The 26,371-nt window shown below is 70.5% G+C and carries 23 protein-coding genes; 9 read left to right on the top strand and 14 right to left on the bottom strand.

Annotation, left to right across the window (positions count from 1 at the left end; genetic code table 11):
* Positions 1 to 74 precede the first annotated feature (74 nt).
* Both ACFW5B_RS01235 and ACFW5B_RS01240 read left to right on the top strand, forming a co-directional pair.
* Positions 75 to 293 (top strand): hypothetical protein, encoded by a 219-nt coding sequence (locus ACFW5B_RS01235; protein ID WP_386431280.1) that lies wholly within the window; start codon positions 75 to 77, stop codon positions 291 to 293.
* Between the two features lie 35 nt (positions 294 to 328).
* The gene (locus ACFW5B_RS01240) at positions 329 to 2,002 is read left to right on the top strand and encodes a DUF6895 family protein (protein WP_386431283.1); all 1,674 of its coding nucleotides are present in this window, start codon (positions 329 to 331) and stop codon (positions 2,000 to 2,002) included.
* Positions 2,003 to 2,142: 140 nt separating this feature from the next.
* Here the strand turns inward: ACFW5B_RS01240 and ACFW5B_RS01245 are convergent, their stop codons facing one another.
* From ACFW5B_RS01245 to ACFW5B_RS01265, 5 genes are all read right to left on the bottom strand, one after another.
* The gene (locus ACFW5B_RS01245; RefSeq protein WP_386431286.1) at positions 2,143 to 2,793 is read right to left on the bottom strand and encodes a LuxR C-terminal-related transcriptional regulator; all 651 of its coding nucleotides are present in this window, start codon (positions 2,791 to 2,793) and stop codon (positions 2,143 to 2,145) included.
* Positions 2,757 to 4,031: a sensor histidine kinase gene (locus tag ACFW5B_RS01250; protein ID WP_386431289.1), complete on the bottom strand. Its 1,275-nt coding sequence runs from the start codon at positions 4,029 to 4,031 to the stop codon at positions 2,757 to 2,759. The genes ACFW5B_RS01245 and ACFW5B_RS01250 overlap by 37 nt, the downstream gene beginning before the upstream one ends.
* Positions 4,021 to 4,842 (bottom strand): CPBP family intramembrane glutamic endopeptidase, encoded by an 822-nt coding sequence (locus tag ACFW5B_RS01255; RefSeq protein WP_386431292.1) that lies wholly within the window; start codon positions 4,840 to 4,842, stop codon positions 4,021 to 4,023. Before ACFW5B_RS01255 ends, ACFW5B_RS01250 begins: the two co-directional genes overlap by 11 nt.
* 115 nt (positions 4,843 to 4,957) lie before the next feature.
* Entirely contained in the window at positions 4,958 to 5,440 is a 483-nt protein-coding gene (locus tag ACFW5B_RS01260) for a macro domain-containing protein (protein ID WP_386431295.1), read from the bottom strand.
* A gap of 160 nt (positions 5,441 to 5,600) precedes the next feature.
* Entirely contained in the window at positions 5,601 to 7,061 is a 1,461-nt protein-coding gene (locus ACFW5B_RS01265) for an amino acid permease (protein WP_386431298.1), read from the bottom strand.
* Between the two features lie 481 nt (positions 7,062 to 7,542).
* Between ACFW5B_RS01265 and ACFW5B_RS01270 the strand changes: the two genes are divergently transcribed.
* Positions 7,543 to 8,301: a MerR family transcriptional regulator gene (locus ACFW5B_RS01270; RefSeq protein WP_386431301.1), complete on the top strand. Its 759-nt coding sequence runs from the start codon at positions 7,543 to 7,545 to the stop codon at positions 8,299 to 8,301.
* Positions 8,302 to 8,333: 32 nt separating this feature from the next.
* On the opposite strand, the gene ACFW5B_RS01275 is transcribed toward ACFW5B_RS01270, so the two are convergent.
* The 6 genes from ACFW5B_RS01275 to ACFW5B_RS01300 form a co-directional block, all read right to left on the bottom strand.
* A complete protein-coding gene (locus ACFW5B_RS01275) occupies positions 8,334 to 10,538 on the bottom strand; it encodes a 3-hydroxyacyl-CoA dehydrogenase NAD-binding domain-containing protein (RefSeq protein WP_386431304.1) in 2,205 nt (734 codons plus the stop codon).
* Between the two features lie 34 nt (positions 10,539 to 10,572).
* Positions 10,573 to 11,787: an acetyl-CoA C-acetyltransferase gene (locus ACFW5B_RS01280; protein ID WP_386431307.1), complete on the bottom strand. Its 1,215-nt coding sequence runs from the start codon at positions 11,785 to 11,787 to the stop codon at positions 10,573 to 10,575.
* A gap of 62 nt (positions 11,788 to 11,849) precedes the next feature.
* Positions 11,850 to 12,992 carry an acyl-CoA dehydrogenase family protein gene (locus tag ACFW5B_RS01285; RefSeq protein ID WP_386431697.1) on the bottom strand — a complete coding sequence of 381 codons (1,143 nt, stop codon included), beginning with the start codon at positions 12,990 to 12,992 and terminating at the stop codon, positions 11,850 to 11,852.
* 310 nt (positions 12,993 to 13,302) lie between these two features.
* On the bottom strand, positions 13,303 to 14,493 hold the full coding sequence (locus ACFW5B_RS01290; protein ID WP_386431310.1) for a CaiB/BaiF CoA transferase family protein: 1,191 nt from the start codon (positions 14,491 to 14,493) through the stop codon (positions 13,303 to 13,305).
* 176 nt (positions 14,494 to 14,669) lie between these two features.
* Positions 14,670 to 15,062 carry an MmcQ/YjbR family DNA-binding protein gene (locus ACFW5B_RS01295; protein ID WP_386431312.1) on the bottom strand — a complete coding sequence of 131 codons (393 nt, stop codon included), beginning with the start codon at positions 15,060 to 15,062 and terminating at the stop codon, positions 14,670 to 14,672.
* A 201-nt stretch (positions 15,063 to 15,263) separates the two neighbouring features.
* Complete coding sequence (locus ACFW5B_RS01300; RefSeq protein ID WP_386431700.1) at positions 15,264 to 16,670, bottom strand: MFS transporter; 1,407 nt, start codon at positions 16,668 to 16,670, stop codon at positions 15,264 to 15,266.
* Between the two features lie 303 nt (positions 16,671 to 16,973).
* Here ACFW5B_RS01300 and ACFW5B_RS01305 point away from each other — a divergent pair, with 303 nt between their 5' ends.
* A complete protein-coding gene (locus ACFW5B_RS01305) occupies positions 16,974 to 18,161 on the top strand; it encodes a saccharopine dehydrogenase family protein (protein WP_386431315.1) in 1,188 nt (395 codons plus the stop codon).
* 27 nt (positions 18,162 to 18,188) lie between these two features.
* Here ACFW5B_RS01305 and ACFW5B_RS01310 read toward each other — a convergent pair whose 3' ends face one another.
* Entirely contained in the window at positions 18,189 to 18,893 is a 705-nt protein-coding gene (locus ACFW5B_RS01310) for an endonuclease V (protein ID WP_386431318.1), read from the bottom strand.
* 86 nt (positions 18,894 to 18,979) lie between these two features.
* Between ACFW5B_RS01310 and ACFW5B_RS01315 the strand changes: the two genes are divergently transcribed.
* Positions 18,980 to 20,401 (top strand): amidase, encoded by a 1,422-nt coding sequence (locus ACFW5B_RS01315; RefSeq protein ID WP_386431321.1) that lies wholly within the window; start codon positions 18,980 to 18,982, stop codon positions 20,399 to 20,401.
* Between the two features lie 103 nt (positions 20,402 to 20,504).
* Positions 20,505 to 20,804 (top strand): YciI family protein, encoded by a 300-nt coding sequence (locus tag ACFW5B_RS01320; RefSeq protein ID WP_386431324.1) that lies wholly within the window; start codon positions 20,505 to 20,507, stop codon positions 20,802 to 20,804.
* Positions 20,805 to 20,940: 136 nt separating this feature from the next.
* Here ACFW5B_RS01320 and ACFW5B_RS01325 read toward each other — a convergent pair whose 3' ends face one another.
* The gene (locus tag ACFW5B_RS01325; RefSeq protein ID WP_386431327.1) at positions 20,941 to 22,404 is read right to left on the bottom strand and encodes a sugar porter family MFS transporter; all 1,464 of its coding nucleotides are present in this window, start codon (positions 22,402 to 22,404) and stop codon (positions 20,941 to 20,943) included.
* Between the two features lie 315 nt (positions 22,405 to 22,719).
* Here ACFW5B_RS01325 and ACFW5B_RS01330 point away from each other — a divergent pair, with 315 nt between their 5' ends.
* The 3 genes from ACFW5B_RS01330 (at position 22,720) to ACFW5B_RS01340 (ending at position 25,482) form a co-directional block, all read left to right on the top strand.
* Complete coding sequence (locus ACFW5B_RS01330) at positions 22,720 to 23,625, top strand: SIS domain-containing protein (protein WP_386431330.1); 906 nt, start codon at positions 22,720 to 22,722, stop codon at positions 23,623 to 23,625.
* Between the two features lie 59 nt (positions 23,626 to 23,684).
* The gene (locus ACFW5B_RS01335; protein ID WP_386431332.1) at positions 23,685 to 24,566 is read left to right on the top strand and encodes a class II fructose-bisphosphate aldolase; all 882 of its coding nucleotides are present in this window, start codon (positions 23,685 to 23,687) and stop codon (positions 24,564 to 24,566) included.
* A gap of 112 nt (positions 24,567 to 24,678) precedes the next feature.
* A complete protein-coding gene (locus ACFW5B_RS01340; protein ID WP_386431334.1) occupies positions 24,679 to 25,482 on the top strand; it encodes a DeoR/GlpR family DNA-binding transcription regulator in 804 nt (267 codons plus the stop codon).
* Between the two features lie 90 nt (positions 25,483 to 25,572).
* Here ACFW5B_RS01340 and ACFW5B_RS01345 read toward each other — a convergent pair whose 3' ends face one another.
* Positions 25,573 to 26,367 carry an SDR family oxidoreductase gene (locus ACFW5B_RS01345; protein ID WP_386431337.1) on the bottom strand — a complete coding sequence of 265 codons (795 nt, stop codon included), beginning with the start codon at positions 26,365 to 26,367 and terminating at the stop codon, positions 25,573 to 25,575.
* Positions 26,368 to 26,371 lie beyond the last annotated feature (4 nt).

Genomic DNA, 26,371 nt, shown 5'->3' on the forward strand with positions numbered 1-26,371 from the left:
AACAGTTAGTGACATGGGGGATACGGAACGCGACACTCGCAATGTTCATCCGAACCACCCGAAAGGAGCAACTCATGACCTGTCCCCCGCCCTGTCCCCCGCCGGTTGATGCCCGTAAGGCACTCGACTTCCTGAGGACCAGCGGACTCGTCGACCTGTCCGTTCCGCTCCAGCAAGTCGTCGACCAGGTCAGCCAACTCGACGATGTGGCCGGCTACGTACTCGCCTGGGAGCGGTACGTACTCGTGGTCGCCAACCAGGTCGCGGACGACGACTCCACCGCGGGCAACTGAGCCATCGACCACGCCGATCGCCGGGAGGCATTTCCGTGAACACGACGCAGCCCGGTGACGGATCGTCACAAAGGCGCGCGGTGGAGACCCGGGCGGTCGCCTGGCTCGCTGCGCGCCGCCACCTGATCGACCCGGCCGAAGTGGCCACGGGCCGGGTGCTGTTCGCCCGTAAGGCCCTCATCGAAACCGCCTTCCTCGTGGGACTGCGGGCACGCCTCGACCCGGAACCACTCGACGGCGACTACGCCGCCCTCCTCGATCAGGTCGAGCAGATCGCGGCCCGCCCCTCCTACCGGGAACTGGTCGCCCGGGACGAAGCCGCCCTCCTGCTGTACGCGGGCACCTATGCGGCGCTCCGGCTCTGCGGACGCGAGGACCCGGAGTTCCGGCAACTGATCACGCAGGCCGCGGCCGGCGGCTATGCGGCGGTCTTCGAGCGGATTCCCTACCGGCAGCTCGATCTGCTGCACACCCTGGAGCTGTGCGGGGTTCCGCACGCGCTGCCCGCAGTGGACGAGGTCCTGCCGTTCACCCTGCTCTGCAACGGACCGAACGTCCTCAAGCTCACCGATCGCGATATCTACGCCCTCACCCACACGCTCTTCTACGCCACGGATTTCGGTCTCCGCGAGCCCCGTTGGCCGCAGGGATTCGATCCGGGCGCGGCGGTGGAGCTGCTCGAAGCGCTCCTCGTGCTCACCCTCGGCCAGGAGAACGCCGACCTGGTGGGGGAACTCCTCTGCTGTCTGTTGTGCCTCGGGGTGCGGGACTCCGGGGAGGCGCGCCGGGCCTGGGAGTTCCTCAGCGCGACGCAGGAGGCCGACGGCCGGGTCAACGGGCCGCCGGGGGTGGTCCACCCGGGCCTCGCCGACGGCGACGACGCCTACCGGCACTGGGCCACCGGCTACCACACCACCATCGTCGCGGCCCTGGCAGCACTCCTGGACCGCAGCCCCCGGGTGGTGCGGCGTCCCCGTCCGCCCGCGCCGAAGCCCCGCCCCTCCGTGGAGCAGCCGCTACGGCGGGCGGTGCAGTGGCTGGCGGACACGAGCCTGCACCACACCCCGGAGACCTGCCTCCCCGCTGCGGCGGCCGTCGCGCACGCGGCCGAAGCCCTCGGCGAACCCGAACTGGCCCGCCCGCTGCTCCTCGACTTCGCCGCACGTCTCGCGGACGCCGACGCGGACATCTGGCAGCGGAACGGGATGGAGGTCGTCGGTGAGTTCGCGTCCGGTCTGCGGGCTCACGGGATCACCTGCGCTTCCCTCGACCTGTTCCTCAAGTCCACCGTCGCCGCCGTGGAACTCCTGGACCGGGTGCCGCCGCAGGCGGTGGCCAACGTCCAACGCCTCGTCGGCCTGGGCCTGCTCCCCGCACAGCGTGCGGCCGCGCTGACCGACGGAGTCGCCGCACCGTCCCTGACGCCCGAGACGGCCGTCGCCGACCTGCCCGGTGCCTGGAAGAACTACCACCTGGGGCATATCGCCGGCTTCGTCCGGGACTCGGCTCGCACCGGGCCGGCGCAGCACCGCATCACCCGCGACGCTCTCTCCTTCCTGCTCGCCCAGCAGGATGCGTGCGGCGCGTTCGGCCGCCCGGCCTGCGACGACCCGTCGGACCGCGAACGGACGCTGATGTCCTGGACCCAGAGCACGGTCACCGCCCTGGCCGCCGTCCACACGGCCCGCGACGCCGCCGTCCCTGGTTGACGTGCGGCGGCACGGGCCGGCAGCGGCCGCGCGTGGTGCGGCAACGCCTCGTGTTCCTTCTGCGGCTCGGCCCGCGGTCCGGTGAATGTGCCCGCCAGGGACCGCCGACCAGAGCCCGCCGAGCTCCGCGCCGGAGCGGCTCAGCGCTTGAGATAGGCCAGGACGGCGAGCACCCTGCGGTTGTCATCCGCCGACGGACTGATCCGGAGCTTGGTGAAAATGCTCGCGGTGTGCTTGGCGACAGCGCTCTCGCTGATGTGCAGCCCGGCGGCGATAGCGGCGTTGGACCTGCCCTCGGCCATCAACTCGAGGACGTCCCGCTCGCGCTGTGTCAGGCTGCCTGTTGTGCCTCGGGCATCACTGCGCAACAGCAGTCTGGAGATGACCTGAGGGTCCATCACTGTGCCGCCGGCAGCCACGCGGCGGACCGCGTCGATGAACTGCTCGGTGTGGGTCACCCGGTCCTTGAGCAGATATCCGACGGCGCCCTCGCCACCGGCCAGCAGCTCATGCGCGTACAACTGCTCGACGTACTGGGAGAGTATGAGGACGGGCAGTGCGGGCCGCCGGCGACGGGCTTCGAGTGCGGCCTGAAGGCCCTCGTCGGTGAAGGTCGGCGGCAGCCGCACGTCGACCACGGCGACATCCGGTGCCAGGTCCCCGTCGTCGAGCAGCGCGCGGAGCAGGGACGGGCCGTTGTCCACCGCGACAACCTCGCAGCCGTGTTCCTGGAGTGTGCGTGTCAGCCCGTCTCTCAGGAGGAAGAGGTCTTCGGCGAGGACAACGCGCACGGAATCTCCATCGTCACGGTGGTGGGTCCGCCCTGCGGACTGTGCAGCTCAAGGGTGCCGTCAAAGGTATCCAATCGCTGGCGCACACCGGCCAGTCCGGTACCACGTGAGGGGTCGGCGCCGCCGTGACCGTCGTCGGTGACGGTTGCGCGCAGCAGGCCGTTCGCGTAGGTCAAGGCGATGCCGACCTGGCGGGCCCCGGAGTGCTTCGCCGCGTTCGCCAGCGTCTCGCTCACCGCGAAGTAGGTGGCGGACTCGACCGGCGCCGGGAGCCGGTCCGGCAGCTGGGTCTCGACATGGACATCGAGGAAGCTGTCGAGTGCCAGGGACCGGACGGCGTCACCCAGGCCCCGGTCGGCGAGGACCGGCGGGTGGATGCCGTGCACCAGTTCGCGCAGGTCCTGCAAGGCCCCCTCGGACGTTCGACGGACGTCCAGCAGGAGCTCGCGAGCCGCCGCCGGGTCCGTCTCCAGGAGGCGGGTGGCACGGTCCAGCGTCATGCCCAGGGCGACCAGCCGGGCCTGCGCCCCGTCGTGGAGATTCCGTTCTATGCGCCGCAGTTCGGCAGCCTGAGCATCCAGGGCCCTGATACGGGTGTCGGTGAGCCGCTCGACCCGCCGGGCGAGCTCGATGCGGCGCGGCGCGGAGAGCAGCGGCCGGCTCATCCGGGTGTGCAGCCGGAGCGTGGCGGGTGCGGCCAGCAGTCCGGCGGCCACGAATGCGAGGCCCAGCAACAGCGCGGCACACATGGTCGCGGTGCTGTGCACCGGGATGAACGCGTACCAGTTGCCGTCGTCGATGAGCCGCCAGATGAACGGCTGCACCAGCGCGCCGAACGCCCCGTACTCGACCAGGGCGAGAGGAACGGCGACGAGGAGCCCGCCGGCCACCGGCTCCAGCCAGGCCCACCCCAGGTCGCGCCAGAACCCCTCGTCGGCGATGATCGCGCCCGACTTCTGGCGGGCGCTGCGGGCACGGTCCACCGGGAGAGGTCCCGGTGGACCGATACGGACGCCCGTCCACCGGTCGGCTCGTGAACGGGAACGATCGGACAGTGCGCGCAGGGCCCGCGCGGCGGGCGGCAGCAGCCGGAAGCCCACGCCGACGGGGACCAGCAGCAGGGCGAGGACCACCAGCGAGCCCGCCGCCGACGCCGCGAGGGCATGCAGGCTCACCAGCTGGCACCGCCCGAGGGCGACACCGGCGCGGCAGCCGATCGCCCGTGGCTTATCGAACATCGTCCATGACCGGAGGGATCCTAGCCGGTGGCGCCCCCGCCGTCCGCGGCCTGCCGACGCTCGTCCACGTCCACAGTCCCGCCGCTGCCAGGCACGAGGCGCCGAACAACACCATGGGGAGCACCGCGCCGGACTCCTCATCCATGAACAGCAGCATGCCGAGGTTGATCAGAGCATGAAAGCCCGCTGCGAGCGGCAGTCCGGCCGCCCGCACCCCTTCAAGGGCCCACCCCATCACGACCGACATGGACACCGCCGCCACCATGAACGCCCCTGCGTACACGGGGTGTTGGGCAAAAACCTGGACGTGCCAGACGCCCCACACCACACCCACTGCGGCCGATGCCGCAAGCGGGCCGAAGCGCGTGCGCAGCAGCGGCTGGAGAAAGCAGCGCCATCCGATCTCCTCACCGCACGCGCCGATCAGCTGCGCCACGGCGATCAACAGGAACGGGGCACCCGGCCACGTGAAGCGCGCGTCCCCGGTGAGCGCCGCGTACGCACCAACGCTCACTGCGATGATCAGCGGCGCCGTGACGAGCAGCAGCACCTTGCCGCTGCGGCCCGGCACGGGGCCGGCGAGCAGTTCCCGTACCCGCCCCGGCCACAGGAGCGCGGCGAGCCCCACCCCGAGTGCGGGCCCGAACTGCGTCAGCTGGATGACTTCACCGGGTATCCGGGTCGCGGGCTGGAGCGCGCCCAGCGCTCCGGCCGCCGGAAAGGCAGCGGCGAGGAACAGGACCATCGCCCTGATGTCGACAGATTTGCTTTGCATGGCATCGACGATGCCGCCCGGCGGGTCCGCCGCCATTGCCCCTGGATACCTGGCAGGGGTGTACCCAGATACACCCCTGGCCCTTGTGGCGGTGGTCATCCGCGCACTCTCCACTGCTCGGCGGCTGAACAGCGGGCGGGTGGGGGCAAGATCAGCGGTCGTAGACCGTCACCGGTATGCCGCGCCGGGTGAGCCGCTCGGCTATCAGCGGCTCCACCCGGGACCACTTCCCGCCCGCCAGCCCGCAGCCGATGCGCGGCATATGGACGGATGCCCCCAGCGTCTGGGCCATGGCCGCGACCCGGCCGAGCCCGGCGTCGATCGCCTCGTACCGCACCGGGGCGCCCTTGCTGCCCGTACGCATGCCCCGCTGTCCGACGACATTGGCCACCCACAGGCGGTCGCCGACCCGGACGAACTGCGCGGCTGCCAGCCCGAAGTCGTTCCGCGCACGCTCGCGGTGCCACCGTCGGTAGGCGGCCTCCGGCTCCGGCCAGCGCCGGGAGAGCGCGAGCACGAAGCCCTTGCCCCAGCCGCCCAGGTCGTTACAGATATGCGTGATCACCTTGACGCCCGTGCCCTGCGGCGCGGTGGCGTCCCCCTTGACGTATGAGATCCCCGTCTTCTCAGTCATGCATCCACGGTAGAGGCACCCACTGACAATCGTCCGCGGCCGTCGGGCCGGACCCAGGACGCCGCCGCGGACGCCGGAAGCGCGCCCATGCGAAAGGGCGGTCGCGGATGCCTTCCGGCCTCCGCGACCGCCCTCGATGACGCAGGCGATCAGTGCGTGACTACTTCGACAGCTCGCGCTCCTCGGCGATCCGGCGCACCCGGCCGCGTACCGCGAACCAGCCGCCGACCAGCGCCACGGCGATGACCGGGATCAGCATCACGGTCTGCCGGCCGACGCCGTCGTCGAACCACATCAGGACGATGACACCGAGCAGGAAGACGATGGTCGCGATGTCGGTGACCGGCGTACCGGGGAGCCGGAAGCGCGGGCGCTCGACCACGCCCTCCTTCGACCGGCGCACGAACACCATGTGGCAGACCATGATCGTGCACCAGGTGCTGATGATGCCCAGCGCCGCGATGTTCAGCACGATCTCGAACGCCTCGCCCGGCACGACGTAGTTGAGCGCGACGCCCAGCACACACACCGCGGAGGTGAGCATGATGCCGCCGTACGGCACCTGGTTGCGGTTCATCAGGCCGGCGAACTTGGGCGCGGAGCCCGCCATCGACATGGAGCGCAGGATGCGGCCGGTCGAGTAGAGGCCGGAGTTCAGGCTGGACATCGCCGCGGTCAGCACGACGAGGTTCATCACGTCGCCCGCTGCCGGCACACCGACATTGGACAGCACCGTGACGAAGGGGCTCTCGCCGCCGACGTACTTGTTCCACGGCAGCAGCATCGCCAGCAGGACCACCGAGCCGACGTAGAAGACGCCGACCCGCCACATGATGGAGTTGACGGCCTTCGGCACGACCTTCTCCGGCTCACCGGTCTCACCGGCGGTCACACCGACCAGCTCGACCGCGGAGTAGGCGAAGACGACACCCTGGAGCACGATCACCACGGGCAGCAGACCGGTCGGGAAGATTCCACCGTGGTCGGTGAGCAGATCCAGCCCGGGTGTGTGGCCGCCGACCGGGTGCTGGGTGGCCAGCAGGAAGATGCCGATGAACATGAAGACGACCAGCGCCGCGACCTTGATGATCGCGAACCAGAACTCCAGCTCACCGAAGATCTTCACCGAGATCAGGTTCACCGTCAGCACGACCGCGAGCGCGATGAGCGCCATGACCCACTGCGGGATATCGGTGAACAGGCTCCAGTAGTGCGTGTAGAGCGCGATCGCGGTGATGTCGGCGATACCGGTCGTCGACCAGTTGACGACGTACATCCAGCCGGCGACGTACGCGCCCTTCTCCCCGAGGAACTCCCGGGCGTAGGAGACGAACGAACCGGACGACGGGCGGTGCAGCACCAGCTCGCCCAGGGCCCGTACGACGAAGAAGGCGAAGAGGCCGCAGACCGCGTAGGCGATGGCCAGGGCGGGGCCGGCGGAGTGCAGTCGGCCACCCGCGCCCAGGAAGAGGCCGGTACCGATCGCCCCACCGATGGCGATCATATTGACGTGCCGGCCCTTGAGGCCCTTGCTGTAGCCCGCGTCGCCCGCATCCTGCTGCGCGCCGCTCCCCCCGTCAGGTGACCTGTGGGCTGTCTCGGTGACGGTTTCTGTGCTCACTGCTGGTGTATCTCGCTTTCGGGCAGGCGCTGAAGCCATGGCCTAGAAGTCCCGCAGATCGCGTGGACGGCCGACGGCACACCTTCCCTGAAGAGCCCTCCCCCGTCTGTGGGCAAGATCACATCGTGTATAGGCCATCCAAGATTTGTCCGTATTTGTAGTGAATTTCCTGGCACATCAATTTCAAGGAGGGCGTCAGTTCACCCGATTCCGGGCGTCAGCCGTCGGCCGGAAAGGAGGATTTCTTGACCTGTTCAGATCGGTTGCGAGCTGCGTTCTCCTTCGCAACAGCTCGTTCCGCTCCGATTCGCACAATCGGCGTAACCGGGCGACTCCCGCACCGGCCGGCATCGCCGTGAAGGCGCTCGGCGCCCCCACCGAGAAGGGTCGGGCACGGGCACCGGACGCAGCAAGAGCCGTGCACGGGTGAACGGCGTCCCGGAGGTTTCACAGGAGTGGTGAGACAGCAATACTGTTGAACATGATGGAGCCCGCCACCGACCTGACGGTCGACGAACTGGCCGCCCGCGCCGGCGTCACGGTCCGCACGATCCGCTTCTACAGCACGCGCGGTCTGCTGCCACCGCCGGAGATCGGGCCCCGCCGGGTCGGCCGCTACGGACCGGACCATCTCTCACGGCTCGCCCTCATCGAGGAGCTCCAGCACCAGGGCCTGACGCTGTCCGCGATCGAACGCTATCTGGAGCAGCTGCCGCCCGATCTGAGCGCCCAGGATCTGGCCATCCACCGGGCGCTGGTGGCGAGTTGGATCCCGGACAAGGCCGAGGACGCCACCCGGGACCAGCTGGAGCGGCGGGTCGGCCGGGCGCTCACCGAAGAGGATCTGGACCGGCTGGCGGCCATGAGTGTGCTCGTACGGACCGATGATCCCCGGGTCTTCCGCGTCGACCCGGGGCTGCTGCACCTGGGCACCCGGCTGCTGGACGTCCCGATCTCCCTGGAGACCATCCTCGCGGCACGCAGCGTCGTCATCGAGCACACCCGCTCGGCGGCCCGGGAACTGAGCCGGCTCTTCAAGGACGAGGTGTGGGAGCCGAACCGGGGCGGCGGACCGGAGGAGGACGAGATGGCGCGGATGAAGTCGCTCTCGGCCCATATGCAGCCGATGGTGGTGCAGGCGCTGGTGACCGCCTTTCAGCGGTCGATGAAACAGGAGCTGCGGGAGTCATTCGGTAGGGAGGGTGACCGGGGCCAGGGGGACCACACCTCCGAGGGGTGAGGGGCGGGCCGCCGGGGCCCGCCCCTGCCCGGTCAGTCGCTGAACTTCTCGCCCTTCTCGGCCTTTTCGACCAGCAGCGCGGACGGCGCGAACCGGTCTCCGTAGGCCTCCTGAAGCTCACGGGCGCGGGTCACGAAGCCGGGCAGACCGACGAGCTCCTCCCGCCCCGGGCCGCCCTGGTAGCCGTTGATGTACTGGAGCACGCCGCCGGTCCAGCCCGGGAAGCCGATGCCGAGGATGGAACCGATATTGGCGTCCGCGACGGAGGTGAGCACGCCCTCCTCGAAGCAGCGGACGGTGTCCAGCGCCTCGGAGAAGAGCATCCGCTCCTGCATGTCGAGGAACGGGACGGCCGCGTCCTTCTTGGTGAAGTGCTCGCGCAGCCCCGGCCACAGACCGGTGCGCTTACCGTCCTCGCCGTACTCGTAGAAGCCGGCCCCACCGCTGCGGCCGGGCCGGCCGAACTCGTCGACCATCCGGTCGATGACGGCGTCGGCCGGATGCGGCTGCCAGGTGCCGCCGGACTCCTCGACCGCCCGCTTGGTCTCCTCGCGGATCTTGCGCGGGAGGGTGAGGGTCAGCTCGTCCATCAGGGACAGCACCTTGGCCGGGTAGCCGGCCTGGGCGGCGGCCTGCTCGACGGAGACCGGGTCGAGGCCCTCGCCGATCATCGCCACGCCTTCGTTGATGAAGTGGCCGATGACGCGGGAGGTGAAGAAGCCGCGGGAGTCGTTGACGACGATCGGGGTCTTCTTGATCTGGCGGACCAGGTCGAAGGCGCGGGCCAGCGCCTCGTCGCCGGTCCGCTCGCCCTTGATGATCTCCACCAGCGGCATCTTGTCGACCGGCGAGAAGAAGTGCAGACCGATGAAGTCCTGGTCGCGCTCGACGCCCTCGGCCAGGGTCGTGATCGGCAGCGTGGAGGTGTTGGAGCACAGCAGCGCGTCGGGCGCGACGATGTGCTGGATCTCCTTGAAGACCTTGTGCTTGAGGCCTACGTCCTCGAAGACCGCCTCGATGACGGCGTCGCAGCCCGCGAGGTCGGCCGGCTCGGCGGTCGGCGTGATGCGGGCCAGCAGCTCGTCGCGCTTCTCCTCGGTCGTACGGCCCCGGGAGAGCGCCTTGGCGAGCAGCCCCTCCGAGTACGCCTTGCCCTTCTGGGCCGCCTCCAGGGAGACGTCCTTGAGGACCACCTGCATCCCGGCCCTGGCGCAGGAGTAGGCGATGCCCGCGCCCATCATTCCGGCGCCGAGCACCGCGACCTTCTCGACCTTGCGGGGCTCGATGTCCTTGGGGCGGTTGGCGCCGGAGTTGACGGCCTGCAGGTCGAAGAAGAACGCCTGGATCATGTTCTTGGAGATCTGGCCGGTGACCAGCTCGACGAAGTAGCGCGCCTCGATGGTCTGCGCGGTCTCGAAATCGACCTGGGAGCCCTCCACCGCCGCGGCGAGGATGTTGCGCGGGGCGGGGTAGGGGGCGCCGTTGAGCTGCTTCTTGAGGTTGGCGGGGAACGCCGGGAGGTTCGCGGCGAACTTCGGCTGCGCCGGGGTGCCGCCCGGGATGCGGTAGCCCTTCACGTCCCACGGCTGCTGGGACTCGGGGTGCTCCTCGATGAAGGTGCGGGCCTTGGCGAGCAGCTCCTCGGGGGTGGCCGCGACCTCGTGGATCAGACCGGCGTCCTTGGCGCGGGTGGCGTTGTACTGGGTGCCCTGGAGCAGCACCTTCAGCAGCGCGTCGGCGATGCCGAGCAGCCGCACCGTACGGGTGACGCCGCCGCCGGCCGGCAGCAGACCGAGGGTGACCTCGGGCAGGCCGATCTTGGTGCCGGGGGTGTCGAGCGCGATGCGGTGGTGGCAGGCGAGCGCGATCTCGTAGCCGCCGCCCAGCGCCGCGCCGTTGATCGCGGCGACGACGGGCTTGCCGAGGGTTTCGATACGCCGCAGATCGCGCTTGATGCCATTGCCCGCCTCGAATGCCTGCTCGGCCTTCTCGGGGGTGACGGCGATCAGGTCGCGCAGGTCGCCGCCGGCGAAGAAGGTCTTCTTGGCGGAGGTGAAGATGATGCCGCGGACGCTGTCCTTCTCGGCCTCCAGGCGGTCGGCGACCGCGGTCAGGGAGGCCTTGAAGGCATTGTTCATGGTGTTGGCGGACTGGTCGGGGTCGTCCAGGACCAGGGTGACGATGCCGGTCTCGTCCTGTTCCCAGCGGATGGTCGACGACGCAGGGGACTCGCTCACTGTGGCTTCTCCGTAAGGGGGATGGGACGGGCGGTCAGAGGCGCTCGATGACGGTGGCGATGCCCATACCGCCGCCGACGCAGAGGGTGGCCAGGCCGTAGCGCTTGTCCTGCCGCTCCAGCTCGTCGATCAGGGTGCCGAGGATCATTGCGCCGGTGGCGCCGAGGGGGTGGCCCAGGGCGATGGCGCCGCCGTTGACGTTGACCTTGTCCAGGCTCAGGCCCATGTCCCGGACGAAGCGCAGCACGACGGCGGCGAAGGCCTCGTTGATCTCGACGAGGTCGATGTCGTCGATGGTCAGCCCGGCCTTGGCGAGGGCCTTGCGGCTGGCGGGCGCGGGGCCGGTGAGCATGATCGTGGGCTCGGAGCCGGAGACCGCGGCGGAGAGGATGCGGGCCCGCGGGGTCAGGCCGTAGCGCTCACCGACCTCCTTGGAGCCGATGGCTACCAGCGCCGCGCCGTCCACGATGCCGGAGGAGTTGCCGGCGTGGTGGACGTGGTCGATCTTTTCGACCCAGTGGTACTTCTGCAGGGCGACCGCGTCGAAGCCGCCGGCGTCGCCGATGGTGGCGAAGGACGGCTTGAGGCCGGCCAGGGAGTCGGCGGTGGTGCCGGGGCGCATGTGCTCGTCGTGGTCGAGGACGACGAGGCCGTTGCGGTCGCGCACCGGGACGACGGAGCGGTCGAAGCGGCCGTCCTTCCACGCCTCGGCGGCGCGCTCCTGGGAGAGCGCGGCGAATTCGTCGACATCCCGGCGGGTGTAGCCCTCGATGGTGGCGATCAGGTCGGCGCCGATGCCCTGCGGGACGAAGCCGGTGTCGAAGTTGGTCATCGGGTCGGCGAACCAGGCGCCGCCGTCCGAGGCCATCGGGACCCGCGACATGGATTCGACGCCGCCCGCCAGGACCAGGTCTTCCCAGCCCGAACGCACCTTGGCGGCGGCCATGTTGACGGCCTCCAGGCCCGAGGCACAGAAGCGGTTCTCCTGGACGCCGGCGACGGTGTCCGGCAGCCCGGCGGCGATCGCCGCGATCCGGGCGATGTCGGAGCCCTGGTCGCCGACCGGTCCGACGACGCCGAGCACGATGTCGTCGACGGCCGCCGGGTCGAGCCCGGGGAAGCGCCGGCGCACCTCGTGGATCAGGCCGACGACCAGGTCGATCGGCTTGGTGCCGTGCAGTGCGCCGTTGGCCTTGCCGCGGCCGCGCGGGGTGCGGATCGCGTCGTATGCGTACGCTTCGGTACTCAAGTCAGGAAGCCTTTCGCATGAGGGTGGAGGAGGGGCAGCGGGGGGACCGGGGGCGGTCCGGGTCAGTCGAGGAGGGAGCGTCCGATGATCTCCTTCATGATCTCGGTGGTCCCTCCGTAGATCGTCTGGATACGGCCGTCGGTAAAGGCCCTGGCCACGCGGTATTCCGCCATATAGCCGTAGCCGCCGTGGAGTTGCAGACAGCGGTCGGCGACCCGCTTGTGCAGCTCGGTGGCCCACCACTTGGCCATCGAGGCGTGCACCGCGTTCAGTTCCCCGGCTGCGTGGTCGGCGATGCAGCGGTCGAGGAACGCGCGGGTGACGGCGCATTCGGTGGCCATCTCGGCTATCTCGAAGCGGATGTGCTGGAGCTTGGCCAGCGGCCGCCCGAACGCCTCGCGCTCCTTGACATAGCTGCTGGTGATCTCGAGCAGGTACTCGGCGCCGGCGATACCGGCGACCGCGATGCCCATCCGCTCCTGGGCGAGGTGGGTCATCAGATGGACGAAGGCGCCGTTCAGCTCACCGAGCAGGTTCTCCTTGGGGACGTGTACGTCGTGGAAGAACAGCTCGGCGGTGTCCTGGGACTTCTGGCCGATCTTGTCGAGGTTGCGGCCCCGCTCGAAGCCCGCCATTCCGCGCTCGACGACCAGCAGGCTCAGTCCGTGCGCCCCGCCCTCCGGTGTCGTCCTGGCCACGACGATGACCAGGTCGGCGAGGATGCCGTTGGAGATGAAGGTCTTGGAACCGTTGAGGACCCAGTGGTCGCCGGCGTCCTCGGCGTGGGTGCGGATGCCCTGGAGGTCGGAGCCGGCGCCGGGCTCCGTCATGGCGATGGCGGTGATGATCTCGCCGCTGCAGAAGCCGGGCAGCCAGCGGCGCTTCTGCTCCTCGGTGGCGAGGGTCGTCAGATAGGGGCCGATGATGTCGTTGTGCAGGCCCACGGCGAGCCCGGCGGCGCCGGCCCGGGTGAACTCCTCGGCCAGCACCGCGCTGTAGCGGAAGTCCTGCTGCCCGCCCCCGCCGTACTCCTCCGGCACCGCCAGCCCCAGCAGCCCCTGCTTGCCGGCGGCCCGCCAGGCGTCCCGGCTGACGATGCCGTCCTTCTCCCACTGCTCGTAATGGGGCGTCACTTCCTTGGCCAGGAAGGTCCGCACGATCTCGCGGAAGGCCTCGTGGTCCTCGGTGAAGATCTGGCGCTTCATCTGCGCGGTCATGTCTGCGGGCCCTCCTCGGAGCCGGTGCTTGACGGGGTCGGTGAACTCGGCGGGCGTCGGCTCAACGGGGCGGGCGCCACCGCGGCGGGGCGGGCGTGGGGCCGCGACCCGTCCGTAATACGGCGACCCGTGGTCCGGTCGCGGACGTACCGGCGGGCCCGTGGAGCGGCTTCGGACTGCGGAACGGGTGCGGTCCGGCCGCTTCGGGCCCGGAGGGCTTGCAGTCCGTCCATGGCGGCGGCTTCGTCGGCGGTCCGGCGGGGGTGGGCCGCGTGCCGGAGGGGGCGGGCGGGTTCCATCAGCCGGCGGTGTCCTTCTGCTCGGCGGCGCTCGGGCCGGCGGCGGGCGGGGCGCCGGGAGCCGGTGACGGGGGGAGGAGGCCGGGGGCCTGCCAGTCGCGGGCGATCTCCTCGGTGTCCGCGCCGGGCTGCGCGGGGGGTCTGCGGACCGCGCCGGGGGTGCGCGAGAAGCGCGGCGCGGGGGCGGGCTGGGTGATCCCGCCGTGCTCGACGAAGGTGCCGCGGGCGGCGAGATGCGGATGCCGCGGGGCCTCGCGCAGGGAGAGCACGGGCGCCACGCAGGCGTCGGACTCCTGGAAGACGGCCGTCCACTCCTCCCGGGTACGGGTCTTGAAGCGGGCGGCGATGGCGGTACGCAGGTCGCCCCAGGCGGCGAGGTCGTCGCGGCTGGGCGCCTCCTCCTCGATGCCCAGCAGCCGGATGAACTCACCGTAGAACCGCTTCTCCAGCGCGCCGACCGCCATATAGCCGCCGTCGGCGGTCTCGTAGGCCCCGTAGAACGGCGTCCCGCCGTCGAGCAGATTGGCACCGCGCCGGTCCTGCCAGCCGCCGGCCGCCAGCATGCCGTGGATCATCGCCGTCAGATGAGCCGTGCCGTCGACGATGGCGGCATCCACGACCTGGCCCTTTCCGCCCTCGGCGCGGGCGTGCTGGAGGGCGGCGAGGACTCCGATGACGAGGTAGAGGGAGCCGCCGGCGTAGTCACCGACGAGGTTGGCGGGGACGGCGGGCGGGCCGTCGGGCGGGCCGATCATGCCGAGCGCGCCGGTGATGGCGATGTAGCCGATGTCGTGTCCGGCGGTGTCGGCGAGCGGGCCCTGCTGCCCCCAGCCGGTCATCCGGCCGTAGACCAGCCGGGGGTTGCGTGCCAGGCACTCCTCGGGACCCACCCCCAGCCGCTCGGCCACACCGGGGCGATACCCCTCGACCAGCACATCGGCGCGCTCGACCAGTTCGAGCACCTGCGCCACCCCCTGGGGGCTCTTCAGGTCCACCAGCACGGAGCGCTTGTTGCGGTTGGTGATGTCGTAGGCCGGATCGACGCCCAGTCCCGCGCCGCCGGGCCGGTCGACGCGGACGACATCGGCGCCGAGGTCGGCCAGCAGCATGGCCGCGAAGGGGCCGGGGCCGATGCCCGCGAGTTCGACGACCCGGACGCCGCTCAGCGGGCCGTTGCCTGGCTCTGCCATCGCGCCCCATGCCTTTCCGCACTGTGACACTTCTGATGTAACACTCGTGATGTTAAGAACGTGTTCCACTTTCCACAAGCCCCCCTGCCAAGTGGCGACCACGGAAAAGGCCCGTGCCGACGAGGCTCAACTGCCATCGCCGCCACAGGCCCTTGCGCGTCTGCCGCCGCTGTGCGCTATGCCCCGTCGAGCTCGGCGATGAGCTTCTTGGGGGCTATGACGCGATAGGACTCCTCCGCCCAGTCGCAGAGCAGCTCGGCCGGCGGTGCGCCCGATTCCGTCAGGGGGACCTGCACCCATCCGGACTTGCCCAGGCCGTAGCCCGCGGGACGGGCGCCGGGCGAGGTCAGCGCATGGGCGTGCGCCTCCGGGGCCGTGAGCTTCAGGGTGACCCCGAGCGGATGGCTGCCGTCGTCGACGCCGAGGAAGACGAAGACCTTCTTGTTGACCTTGATGACGCTCTCGCCCCAGGGAAACTCCTCCACGGCGCCGGGAAGCCCGAGCGCGAACGCGCGCACCCGCTCCCGCACCGCTGCCGGCCCGGCCGCCTTCGCCATGCGCTCCTCCATGTCCGTTCCCCTGCGACACCGCCCTGCGCTGCCGCCCGGCCGCACGCTCGGACGCGCGGGCCGGCCCACGCATTCCACGCTAACGGCGACCACTGACAACGGCCCGCGGAGCGCCCGGCGGAGGGCCGGCCGGGGGATCCGTGACGCCCTGTCCGACCTGCAACTCGCCGCCGCCCCGTCGGACTTCCCCAGCCGCCGGGATCACGCCGCTTCGGGCCGGGTCCCCGCTCCCCCGGCCGCCGGTACCAGGTGATCGCCGGGCGCCTGACGGCCCACCAGACGCCCCAGCCGCTGGGGAACGTTGCCGCCCACCAGGAGGATGACCACGAGTGTCAGCCCGAAGGTGAGCACGGCGAGTGCCCGCCCCAGGGGCATGCCTTCGGCCAGATGGGCGCCGAGGACGGGCGCCACCGCCCCGCCCAGGGCGCCGACGTTGTAGACGAAGCCCACGGAGGCGGCCCGGGCGGCGGTCGGGAAGTGGCCGGCGAGGTACTTCGGCAGGATGCCGGAGATGCCCTGGCTGAGCGCGAGCAGCACGAAGACCAGCACGCCGAGCGCGGGCAGGCTGTCCCGCACCGCGAAAACCGGGAAGACGAAGACAAGCGAGGCGAGCAGGGTGCCCGCGTAGGCGCGCCGGGTACCGAGCCGGTCGCCGGTGTAGCCCGCCAGCCAGCAGCCCGCCATGGTGCCGAAGCCCGCGTAGAACATCACGTCGGTGACCTGCCCGGGGGCGTAGCCGAGGCCGGTCTTGAGGTAGGTGGGCAGCAGCGCCTGGATCGGCCAGCTGTAGAGGAAGGCGCAGAAGACCGTCGCCATCAGGGAGACGTACAGCAGCCATCCGCGGCGGCCGCCGAGCTGGGCGGCGAAAGCGGTCAGGCACAGCGCCGCGACGGCGGACAGCCAGGGGACGTACCCCGCGCCTAAGGGTGTGAAGACGCAGAACAGCGCCACCGAGGCGGCCACCGCCAGGGCCGCGTTGGCCCCGGAGCGGACCCGGCCGGTGAACAGCGGCCGGAAGGGGTTCGGGCGCCCCTCTGCCGAACGGGTGGCGTCGGCGCCGATCTCCCGTTCCCAGTCCCCGGCCTCCGGCAGTGCCCGGCGCACCCAGAGGGCGACCAGGACGGGCAGCACGCCGATCCAGAACATCCAGCGCCAGCCCCAGTGCGGCACCACCCACTTGTAGAGCTCGGCCGCGACAACCGTGCCGCCCGTGTAACCGGAGATCAGGAATCCGGAGGCACGGTTGCGCCATCGGGTGGGCCAGCTCTCCAGTACATAGGTCGCGCTCGCGCTGTACTCCCCCGCCATGCCCACGCCGATCACCAGCCGGGCGACGAACAGGCTGGTGTAGTCCCAGGCGAATCCGCAGGCGAAGGTGCCGAGCGAGTAGAGCAGGATGCTGCTGATCATGGCGGACTTGCGCCCGTGGCGGTCGCCCACCGCCCCCAGGACGGCACCGCCCAGCCAGCGGGTGATGAAGGCGCCGGAGATCAGCGAGGCGGCAGTGGCGGTGTCCAGGTGGAAGTCCGCGGCGATTTCGGTCAGCACCAGCGTGATCAGAACGAAGTCGAAACCGTCGAGGAGATAGCCGATCCAGGCGGCGAACATCGCCTTCCACTGGGGCGGGCTGACCTCCTGCCACCATCTCCGCGTCCGCTCAGGGTTGTCCGTGGGGAGCGTCGTCACAGCGGCCCGGCCTCCTCCAGCAGTCGATGGAACCAGACATGGGATGTCCTACGTCATCGCGCCAACGGTGAATGTGGCCCCCGTGAGACGACCTGTCAAGGCTGCATGCCAGACTCCCTACCACCCACAGAACGGCCAAGAGGGCCGCCAGGAGCGGACATTGACGGGTGCGACGACGGACCGGGTCCGGACTCCAGGGCCGGTGGGCGGTCGAGAGGATGCGCGATGCCACGGCAGGACACCTCCGGACGGGCCTATGACCTCGTCCTCTATGGAGCGACCGGTTTCACCGGCGCCCTCACCGCCGCCTACCTGGCCGCGCATGTCCCCAAGGGCTGCCGGTGGGCCCTGGCCGGGCGCAGCACCGCCAAACTGGAGCAGCTGCGCGACCGGTTGGCGGAGTCCGACCCGGCCTGTGCCGACCTGCCGCTGCTGCGGGCCGACAGCAACGATCCCGGCTCGCTGCGTGACCTCGCCGCCGGTACCCGGGTGCTGGTGACGACCGTCGGGCCGTATCTGATCCACGGTGAGCCGCTGGTGGCGGCCTGCGCCGCGGCCGGCACCGACTATGTCGACCTGTGCGGTGAGTCGGAATTCATCGACCGTATGTATGTGAAGCACGACGCGACGGCCCGCACATCCGGCGCGCGCCTCGTGCACGCCAGCGGGTTCGACTCCGTCCCGTACGACCTCGGCGTCCACTACACGGTGGGGCTCCTGCCCGAAGGTGTCCCGGTTCGCATCGACGGCTTCGTACGGACGAACGCCACGTTCTCCGGCGGGACGCTGAACTCGGCGCTGACCGCCGCCTCGCGTCCGGTCGCCATGGCACGGGCCGCACGCGAGCGTCAGCGGGCCGAGCCCCGACCGGCCGGCCGTACGGTCAGCGCCCCCTTCGGCCCGCCCATTCGGAGCAGTGAAACGCGCACCTGGGGTGTGCCACTGCCGACCCTCGACCCGCAGATCGTCGCCCGCTCGGCCGCCGCGCTGGACCGTTACGGGCCCGACTTCCGCTACCGCCACTACGCGGGGGTGCGGCGGCTGCCGGTCGCCGTCGGCGGGGCGCTGGGGGCGGGGGTGCTGGGGGCACTCGCTCAGGTGCCGCCCGCGCGGCGCTGGTTGTCGGGGCGTCTGGAGCCGGGCGACGGGCCGAGCCCCGAGCGTCGGGCCCGTAGTTGGTTCAAGGTGCGCTTCGTCGCCTCCGGCGGTGGCACTCGTCTGATCACCGAGGTCTCGGGGGGCGACCCAGGCTATGAGGAGACGGCGAAAATGCTCGCCGAATCGGCGCTCAGCCTGGCCTTCGACGAGCTGCCGGAGACCGCGGGCCAGGTGACGACGGCGGTGGCCATGGGGGACGCGCTGACGGCCCGTCTCCAGGAAGCGGGCATCACGTTCGGCGTCGTCCAGCGGTAGCCCGAGGCCCGGCACCAGGTCCCGCCGTCAGGCGTCGGCGAGTGCCCGCCGGCACAGGGCGTCGGCGGCCCGGGTCGTCTCCGGAAGCCGGTAATCGGGCGCCAGATGGAGGGTGTGCGCACAGGCCCGGTCCAGGCTCGTGCGGTGCCCCACGGAGACGAAGACCGGCTTGACGCCCTTTTGGGTACGCAGGGCACGTCCCACCTCCTCGGTCCCGTCCAGAAGCGGCGAGGTGGCGCCACGGTCCGGGCCAGGAGGTGCGTACCGGAAGGTGAAGGGGTTCTTGGCGACGCCGATGGTGGGCAGCCCGGTCAGCACGCCCAGGTGGCTGGCGAGCCCGAAGCGGCGCGGGTGTGCCAGCCCGTAGCCGTCGCAGACCACGAGGTCAGGGGTGCGGGCGAGGCGGCCGAGCGCCTCGAGCACGGTAGGGATCTCACGGAAGGCGAGCAGGCCGGGGACGTACGGGAAGGAGACCTGCCCGACGGCGGTGGCCCGGTCGATGACGGCGCGGGTGCGGGCGTCCAGGGCGACCGCGGCCGCGGCGACGACATTCCGTTCGTCGTCGTAGGCGACGTCCACCCCGGCCACGGTGCCGTCGAACCCCGGTTCCGGGCCCGCTTCGTCGAGCCGTACACAGGACCGCAGCCTGTCCTGGACCGCCCGCGCCCCGTCTTCGTCGGCCGGCCAGTTCCGCAGTTCGTCGTCGCAGGAGATCATTCCGGGAGTGTCCATGGTGGCCTCAACGCTACCGAATCGGTGATCGTGCCCATGACCACACCGGTCGACCGCTGTCTCCCCGGCGCCCCTGGAGGTCCTTGATGTCCGACGCACTCCATCTGCTCGATGCCACCGACCTCGCCGCCCGGCTGCGCCGCCGCGAGATCTCCGCCCGAGAGCTCGTGCAGGCCCATCTGGACCGCATCGAGCAGGTCAACCCGGCGGTCAATGCGCTCGTCACCCTCGACCCCGAAGGCGCCCTCGCCGCCGCCGCACGCGCCGACGAGCGCCTCGTCCGGGGCGCCGCCGTCCCGCCCCTCCACGGGCTGCCGATCGCCTTCAAGGACACCCGTCTCACCCGCGGGATGCGCACCACACACGGCTCGCCGCTCTTTGCCGACCATGTGCCGGACGAGGACGATCTGCTGGTCGAGCGGCTGCAGCGGGCGGGCGCCATCCGCCTCGGCAAGACCAATGTCCCCGAATTCGCCGCCGGTTCGCACACCTTCAACCCGGTCTTCGGCCTCACCCGCAATCCGTACGACCTCACGCGTTCGGCGGGCGGCAGTAGTGGCGGAGCCGCCGCGGCGCTGGCAGCCGGGCTGCAGCCGCTCGCCGACGGCAGTGACATGGGTGGCTCACTCCGCAACCCCGCCTCCTTCTGCAATGTGGTGGGACTGCGGCCGACGCCGGGCCGCGTCCCGTCGCACCCCGGCAGCGACCTCTGGGACACCCTGTCGGTCGCGGGCCCCATGGGGCGGACCGTCGCCGACACCGCGCTGCTGCTGTCGGCGATGGCCGGTCCGGATCCGCGCTGCCCCCTCAGCCTGGAGACCCCGGGAGCGGCGTTCCGCGTGCCGCTCGACCGCGAGCTGCGCGGGCTACGTGTCGCCTGGGCGCCCGACCTCGGGGGATTCGCGCCGGCCGACCCGGATGTACTCACCGTTCTGGAGCCCCAGTTGAGGGTCCTGCAAGAACTCGGCTGCCGTGTCGAGGCCGCCTGCCCGGATCTCGTGGACGCCGACGAGACCTTCCGTACGCTGCGGGCGCACAGCTTCGATCTCGCCCTCGGTGACCTGCTCGACTCCGGCCGGCAGGCACTCAAACCCACCATCGTCCGGAACATCGAGCAGGGCCGCCGGCTGACCATGGCCGACCTCCACACGGCCACCACGAACCACAGCCGGCTCTACCTCGGGATGCTGGACTTCTTCTCCCGGTACGACCTGCTCCTCGCCCCGGTCAGTCAGGTCACGCCGTTCGACGCGGAGCTGGAGTATCCGCTTGAGGTCGCGGGCCGGCCGACACACGACTATCTGGACTGGATGCGGTCCGCCTACCTCATCTCGGTCCTCGGTGTGCCCGCCCTTTCGGTCCCCGCGGGATTCACCCCGGCCGGTCTGCCCGTGGGGCTGCAGTTCATCGGTCCGCCGCGCGCCGATCTCGCCGTCCTCCAGGCGGGGCACGCCTACGAGGGCGCGACACGGCACGGCCGGCGTCGCCCGGACCTGCCGACGGCCTGACTTCAACGGCCGCTCCCGGCCGGCCCCGCTTCCCCTCTGCCTGCGGCTTCCTTGCCCGGCGGCATTCGCTGCCCCGCCCCGGCATCTGCCTTATATTGCCCCCATGTTCGTACTGGAACTGACTTATACCGCGCCCCTTGAACGCGTCGATGCCGTACTGGAGCTGCATGTGGAGTGGCTGCAGAAGGAGTACGCCGCCGGGCACTTCCTCGCCGCCGGCCACAAGGTCCCACGGGACGGCGGCGTGATTCTCGCCGCCGGGATGGACCGGGCCACCGTTGAGCGGATCGTTGCCCAGGACCCCTTCGTGCTCGCCTCGGTGTGTGAGTACCGGATCACGGAGTTCGTGGCGACGACGACCGCCCCGGCACTGGAGCGGTACCGGGAGCAGCTGCCCTCCTGAAGCACCGCCCCAGGCACTCGGACTGCCCGTCCGCCCGTGTGGTGGAGGGGGCCGCGGTGGGCTGTGGTCACGGGGGGGGCGGTGGCCCTGGTGGACAGGGGCCCGGTCGTTACCTCCCTCGCCCGTTGGCCCGACGCTACGGAGTCGTGGTCGGAGGCGCCGCCGAGTTGCCGAGCGGGCCAGGGCTCGCGGAGGTGGGCGCGGCCGGCGCGGGCCAGCGTCCCCCGTTGCGCCAGTAGTCCTGGATGTCCTCCAGCTGGCGCCCCTTGGTCTCGGGTGCGGTGACGGAGGCGAAGACCAGGGCGGCGAGGGCGAGGACGCCGAGGCCCGCGAAGGTCAGGGCGGCGCCCGCCCAGGCCATCAGGGACGGGAAGAACTGGGCGATCAGCAGATTGGCGACCAGGTCCGCGGTGAGCATCACCGAGGCACCGGTCGAGCGCAGCTGGGCGGGGAATGCCTCGCTCGCATAGACCCAGATCAGCGATCCGAAACCGAAGTTGAACGCCGCGGTGAACAACAGGACTGCGGCGAATCCCACCCAGGTCGTCGCGCCCCGCAGCTCGCCCGTGCCGAAGACGGCGGTCAGGACGGCGAGCATGACGACCATCGTGCCGATGCCGGAGAGCAGCACCACCCGGCGGCCGAGCCGGTCGATGATGAGGATCGCAAGCACCGTCGCGGCCAGCGAAGCGAGTTGGACGAAGGACGGCAGCAAGAAGTTCTGGCCGTTGCCGGTGAACCCCATCTCCTCGAAGATCTGCGGGCTGTAGTAGGTCACGGCGTTGATGCCGGTGATCTGGCAGAAGAATCCGAGGCCGACGACGAAGACCGCCGCGCAGGCATACGGCTTGCGCAGCAAGGAGCGCGCCGACCCGCCGCTCTCCTCGGCCAGCGCGGCCTGCACGGCCGCGACCTCCGCACGCGGATCGACGTCGGGGTCGGTCATCGCCATGACCTCGACGGCTCGGTCCGTACGCCCTTTGAGGACGTACCAGCGGGGGGTGTCCGGCAGCTTGAGCAGGGGGATCAGGACAAGCGCGGCGGGGATCGCGGACAGGCCGAGCATCCAGCGCCAGTGGCCGCCGCCGGACAGGCCCCAGTTGACGAAGTACGTGAGGACGATGCCCGCGACCGTGGCGACTTGGTAGGCGGCGACGGAGGCTCCGCGGATACGGGCCGGGGTCGATTCGGCGACATAGAGCGGGGCGGCGACGATCGAGACGCCGATGGCGATGCCGAGGAGGAAGCGGACGGCGTCCAGCACGATGACGTTGGGCGCGACCGCCGAGAGCGCGACGAAGACGGCGTAGGAACCGGCGACGATCAGCATCGCGGCCTTACGCCCCAGGGCATCGGCGAGCTTGCCGCCGATCAGCGCGCCGATGATCGAGCCGAACACCAAAATGCTGTTGACCAGGCCCTTTTCGGCCTCGGTGAGATGGAAGTCCTTGCTCAGGAACACCAGGGCACCGGAGATGCTGCCGGTGTCGTAGCCGTAGATGACGCCGACGACGGCGCCGGTGAGCGCGAACATCCTGCCGGTGCGGTGTGCGGTCTTGGGGGCCGGCGGCGGGGTCGCCGAGCGCGTGGCAATGGACATGCGAAGTCCTCTGTGCGGCGGAGCGGGCCTTGCTGCATGACAAATCCGGATGAGTGATCTTGCGAATATTCGACTCCTTTCACGCAGCTGTCAACACCCTCCTTCCCGCTTCTTCCAGCCTCCCGCACACCCCCACACACCTCGCCTCCAGCACACCCAAGCGGTAACACCGGCACCTACACCCGTCGCACCCCTCGGGCGCATCCACTCGTACGAGGGATGGATCGCGGTCGGGATTCTGCGTACAGTCGATTGCAACGAAGCCAAATTTTGCACTTTCACGCATCCGATTGCCACATCACGGGAGGGTGGGTCATGAGCGAGACCTCGTACATGGAGCAGGAGCTGAACAGTCAGCCGGAGACCTGGCGGCTGGCCGCGACGATCGGGGCGGCGGCGGGCCCCTTGCCGAAAGCCGGCCAGCGGGTGGCCGTCGTCGGCTGCGGCACCTCGTGGTTCATGGCCCAGTCGTATGCGGCACTGCGCGAGTCCGCCGGACAGGGGGTGACGGATCCGTTCGCCGCATCCGAGGCGTTCCTCGGCAGCGACCGCGGCTATGACGCGGTGGTGGCGATCACTCGGTCCGGCACCACGACTGAGGTCCTGCGGGTGCTCGACGCCGTCAAGGGGCGTATCCCGGCGGTGACGATCATCGGTGATCCCCAGACGCCGGCGGTGGCACTCTCGGACGCGACGGTCGCGCTGCCGTTCGCCGACGAGAAGTCCGTGGTGCAGACCCGCTTCGCGACCACGGCGCTGACGCTGCTGCGCGCGCACCTGGGCGAGGACCTCTCACGGGCGGTGACCGACGCGGAGGAGGCGCTGACCTCGCCGGTGGAGAAGGAGTGGGTGGACGCCGAGCAGTTCTCCTTCCTCGGCTCGGGGTGGACGTTCGGTCTGGCCAATGAGGCGGCGCTCAAGATGCGCGAGGCCTCGCAGAGTTGGACGGAGTCCTATCCCGCGATGGAGTACCGCCACGGTCCCATCGCGATAGCTGCACCGGGCCGGGTGACGTGGCTGTTCGGTCAGGCACCGGACGGGCTGGAGGCCGATGTGGCGCGGACCGGGGCGCAGTTCGTGCACCATGCGCGCGATCCGCTGGCGGATCTGGTGCTGGTCCAGCGGGTCGCGCTGGAGCGGGCCCGCGCCCGCGGTCTGGACCCGGACAACCCACGGAGCCTGACCCGTTCGGTGATGCTCGAAGCGCCGGCCGCCTCGTAATCACCCACCTCCCCCTCTCAACCCGCCCTGCCCGCACAGGAGAAGGGAGCCGGCATCCCATGCCACTCGTTCCGACCTCATCGATCGTCGACGCCGCGCGTGAGGCGCGGGTCGGTGCCGCGGCCTTCAACGTCATCCATCTGGAAACCGCCGAGGCACTCGTCACCGCCGCAGAGCGCACCGGTATCCCGCTGATCCTCCAGATCAGCGAGAACTGCATCCGCTACCACGGCAGCCTGCTGCCCATCACCCGCGCCACACTCGCCCTCGCCGAGGATTCCACGGCCCGGATCGCGGTCCACCTCGACCACATCACCGAGGCCGGCCTCGTCCATCAGGGCATCACCGCCGGAGTGGGGTCCGTCATGGTGGACGCCTCCGCTCTTCCGTACGAGGAGAACGTCGCCAGCACCGCCGAGCTGGCCGCCTGGTGCCATGACCGTGGCGCGTATGTCGAGGCCGAACTCGGCGAGGTCGGCGGCAAGGACGGGGTCCACGCGCCGGGGGTGCGCACGGACCCGGCCGAAGCCCTGGCCTTTGTCCGCGCCACGGGCGTGGATGCCCTCGCCGTGGCCGTCGGTTCCTCGCATGCGATGCATGAGCGCACGGCCGTACTGGACAAGGACCTGATTTCGGCGCTGCACACCGCTTTGCCGGTACCGCTGGTCCTGCACGGCTCCTCGGGTGTGCCGGACGAGGAGCTGCGGCGCGCCATCGCCGCCGGAATGACGAAGATCAATATCTCCACGCATCTGGTCTCCGTCTTTACCCAGTCGATACGGCAGACGCTGGGGGCCAACCCTTCGCTCGTCGACTCCCGCAAGTACGTCAAGCCGGCCCGGGAGGCGGTGGCCGAGGAAGCGGCGAGGCTGCTGGGTGTCCTGGGGACCCCGGCGGCGGTTCCTGGCCAGTACGCGGCCCAGGCGTCGGCGCGGGGCTGAGCCGGCGGGAGGTGGTCGGCTCCGTGCGCAGGGCGGCGGACCCGGCCGCGGTGTCCACCGGGGCATCCACCGCGCGCCACCCTGACGTGCCGAAACGAATTAGGCTCACGCCATGAAGCGCCATGAACGGATGAACGCACTGCTTGAGCTGCTCGGGGAGCGAGGCCGGGTGGACGTCGAGGAGGCGGCGACCGCGCTGGAGGTTTCGGCCGCCACGATGCGGCGCGACATGGATGCCCTGGCCGGGCAGCAACTGCTGACCCGCACCCGGGGCGGGGCGGTGCTCAGTTCGGTGGCGTACGACCTGCCGATCCGCTACAAGCACGCTCACCGGTCGGCAGAGAAGGAGGCGGTGGCGCAAGCCGCGGCGAAGCTGGTGGAGCGGGGTGATGTGGTCGGCCTGAGCGGTGGCACGACGACCACGGCGATCGCCCGGGTGCTCGCCACCCGTCCCGACTTCGCTGAGGCAGGCCCGCAACCGCACCTGACGATTGTCACCAACTCTCTCAACATCGCCAACGAGCTGGCCGTGCGGCCGCAGATCAAGATCGTGCTCACCGGCGGGGTCGCGCACTCCCGGTCGTTCGAACTGGTGGGTCCGTTCAGCGAGTTGGTGCTGCAGCAGATCTCCATCGACATCGCGTTCATCGGGGCCAACGGGATGGACCCGATGATGGGAGCGACGGTGCACGACGAGGCGGAGGCCCGGGTCAACCGCCTCATGGCCGAGCGCGCCCGGCGTGCCGTGGTCGTCGCGGACTCGTCCAAGATCGGCGAGCGCTGCTTCGCCCGGGTCGGCGACGCGGATGTCTTTGACACCTTCATCACGGACAACGGAGCGAAGGAGGCAGCCCGCCGTGAGTTCGCGGACCGGGGACTGAAAGTGGTGACGGCACGCCCGTCTACCGACGGGTGACGCGCCGCCGCCACGTGCAACGGAGGGGTGCGTCGTGAGAGGGCTCTTGGATGTGCCCTATGACCAGGGGCGGTGTGGCCAGAGGACGGGTTACCAGATCTCGTCGCCCCGGATGACGGCGTCGGCGCCGCCGTCGAGGAAGATGACCTGGCCGGTGACGTGGGTGTTCTCGGGGGAGGTCAGCCAGGCGAGGAGGGGGGCGACCTGCTCGGGGCGAGCGTGGCCGTTCAGCGGCATGGGGACGGCCGCGTCGACGGCCTTGCGCGTATCGGCGTCGGCGAGCATGGGCGCGGTCATGGGTGTCACGGTCGTGCCGGGGGCAACGGCGTTGAGGGGGATGCCGGCGGCGGCCCAGTCACCGGAGACGGCCGTACGGCGGAGCCAGCGGGCGATCGCCTGCTTGGAAGCTCCGTAGATCGCATACCCCTCGCCCCGGTCCATGGCGGCCTGCGCCGCGGCAACGGCTGACTCCTCGTCGCCGGCGAGCGATGCCTCGACGATGGCCTGGTCGGCCGGGTAGACCGAGGCGACGGACGAAATCAGCACGGCGCGTGGGTGTGTACCGGCGGCGAGCAGTGGACGCAGGCCTTCAAGGGTGGCGACGACACCGAAGTAGTTGACCTGGACGGTGAGAGGCAGGAATTGGCCGAGACCGGCGGAAGCGATCACGGCGTCGAGTCGGCCGCCGGTCAACTCGTGGGCACGGTCCACCAGTTGCGTGCGGCCGTCGGGGGTGGCGAGGTCGGCGGAGATATCGGTGCCCTTGAGGTCGGCGCCGATGACGGTGTGGCCCTGCGCGCGGAGGTAGTCCGTGGTGGCCCTGCCTATGCCGGAGGCGGCTCCGGTGACGAGATAGGTGCGGGGGTCGGTCTCCGGTGTGGACATGGTC

Origin of the sequence: Streptomyces sp. NPDC058773 (assembly GCF_042746015.1) — a bacterium.
GTDB lineage: Bacteria > Actinomycetota > Actinomycetes > Streptomycetales > Streptomycetaceae > Streptomyces.

Bases quoted from the DNA above. Each gene is read 5' to 3' on its own strand.
- ACFW5B_RS01255 (WP_386431292.1), bottom strand. From the start codon at position 4,842: ATGGCGGCGGACCCGCCGGGCGGCATCGTCGATGCCATGCAAAGCAAA.
- ACFW5B_RS01270 (WP_386431301.1), top strand. From the start codon at position 7,543: ATGATGGAGCCCGCCACCGACCTGACGGTCGACGAACTGGCCGCCCGC.
- ACFW5B_RS01345 (WP_386431337.1), bottom strand. From the start codon at position 26,367: ATGTCCACACCGGAGACCGACCCCCGCACCTATCTCGTCACCGGAGCC.
- ACFW5B_RS01335 (WP_386431332.1), top strand. From the start codon at position 23,685: ATGCCACTCGTTCCGACCTCATCGATCGTCGACGCCGCGCGTGAGGCG.
- ACFW5B_RS01250 (WP_386431289.1), bottom strand. From the start codon at position 4,031: ATGTTCGATAAGCCACGGGCGATCGGCTGCCGCGCCGGTGTCGCCCTC.
- ACFW5B_RS01235 (WP_386431280.1), top strand. From the start codon at position 75: ATGACCTGTCCCCCGCCCTGTCCCCCGCCGGTTGATGCCCGTAAGGCA.
- ACFW5B_RS01260 (WP_386431295.1), bottom strand. From the start codon at position 5,440: ATGACTGAGAAGACGGGGATCTCATACGTCAAGGGGGACGCCACCGCG.
- ACFW5B_RS01300 (WP_386431700.1), bottom strand. From the start codon at position 16,670: ATGTTCGCCGCCTGGATCGGCTATCTCCTCGACGGTTTCGACTTCGTT.
- ACFW5B_RS01295 (WP_386431312.1), bottom strand. From the start codon at position 15,062: ATGGAGGAGCGCATGGCGAAGGCGGCCGGGCCGGCAGCGGTGCGGGAG.
- ACFW5B_RS01340 (WP_386431334.1), top strand. From the start codon at position 24,679: ATGAAGCGCCATGAACGGATGAACGCACTGCTTGAGCTGCTCGGGGAG.
- ACFW5B_RS01310 (WP_386431318.1), bottom strand. From the start codon at position 18,893: ATGGACACTCCCGGAATGATCTCCTGCGACGACGAACTGCGGAACTGG.
- ACFW5B_RS01315 (WP_386431321.1), top strand. From the start codon at position 18,980: ATGTCCGACGCACTCCATCTGCTCGATGCCACCGACCTCGCCGCCCGG.
- ACFW5B_RS01305 (WP_386431315.1), top strand. From the start codon at position 16,974: ATGCCACGGCAGGACACCTCCGGACGGGCCTATGACCTCGTCCTCTAT.
- ACFW5B_RS01285 (WP_386431697.1), bottom strand. From the start codon at position 12,992: ATGAAGCGCCAGATCTTCACCGAGGACCACGAGGCCTTCCGCGAGATC.
- ACFW5B_RS01290 (WP_386431310.1), bottom strand. From the start codon at position 14,493: ATGGCAGAGCCAGGCAACGGCCCGCTGAGCGGCGTCCGGGTCGTCGAA.
- ACFW5B_RS01325 (WP_386431327.1), bottom strand. From the start codon at position 22,404: ATGTCCATTGCCACGCGCTCGGCGACCCCGCCGCCGGCCCCCAAGACC.
- ACFW5B_RS01320 (WP_386431324.1), top strand. From the start codon at position 20,505: ATGTTCGTACTGGAACTGACTTATACCGCGCCCCTTGAACGCGTCGAT.
- ACFW5B_RS01330 (WP_386431330.1), top strand. From the start codon at position 22,720: ATGAGCGAGACCTCGTACATGGAGCAGGAGCTGAACAGTCAGCCGGAG.